Raw genomic sequence first — 778 nt, forward strand, 5'->3', positions numbered from 1 at the left:
CGGCCCTGCGCGGGGACTTTCAGGATTTCGGTGCGTGGCGGCAGGGCGTGTACGAGGTACTGGACCTGGTGTCGAGCCGATCCGAGGGGACGGTGATCGTGCCGATGACAGTGGTGGAACCGGCCTACTTCGCGGAGACCGTCGGCCGGCTGCGGCAACGCGGGCACGACGTCCGGCACTTCGCCCTGCTCGCCGACCGGGCGACGGTTCTGGGTCGGCTCGGCGAGCGTGGTCTGGGGCGTGCCGTGCGCGTGGTCGGCGGCAAGGAGGCCTCGTTGCGGCGGGAGAGCTTCGCGGTCTCGAAGCTGGATCTGTGCCTGGAGCGGCTGTCCGCGCCGGAGTTCGCGGAGCACGTACGCACCGACCGGATCAGCGTGGCACAGGTCGCCGAGCACATCGCCGCCTCCGTCGGGGTGACCCTGGCGCCGAACACGGACGGCGTCACGCGCGGTCGGTTGCGCCGGGCGTGGACGGGCGTCAAACACATCCGCTGGTACTGAACCGCCGCTGTTGCAGCCGCAGTTGCCATCGCCATCGCGTCGTCGTGGCACCGCCTTCGCCTTCGGGTACGCCTTTTGCTTCGGGTACGCCTTCGCCGTGGGTACGCCTTCGCCGTGGGAGCAGGGCCGGCGGGCGGGCGGAGGGACCGAAGGATCACCGCGAGGTGCGCAGGACCTCCTCGATCAGGGCGGCGACCAGGCGGGCGCGAGGAGCCATCTCGCTCACGACGACGTGTTCGTGGTCGGCGTGCGGGCCGCCGCCGACCGCGCCGAGGCCG

General features: G+C 71.7%; 1 protein-coding gene and 1 pseudogene. One reads left to right on the forward strand and one right to left on the reverse strand.

Annotated elements, in window-relative coordinates:
- A partial coding sequence (locus GT354_RS40220; RefSeq protein ID WP_161361436.1) for an ATP-binding protein occupies positions 1 to 500 on the forward strand: 500 nt, incomplete at its 5' end.
- 154 nt (positions 501 to 654) lie between these two features.
- Here the strand turns inward: GT354_RS40220 and GT354_RS40225 are convergent.
- A pseudogene (locus tag GT354_RS40225) lies at positions 655 to 778 on the reverse strand (M20 family peptidase); the annotation flags it as partial.

This window comes from Streptomyces sp. SID3343, assembly GCF_009865215.1.
Classification (GTDB): domain Bacteria; phylum Actinomycetota; class Actinomycetes; order Streptomycetales; family Streptomycetaceae; genus Embleya.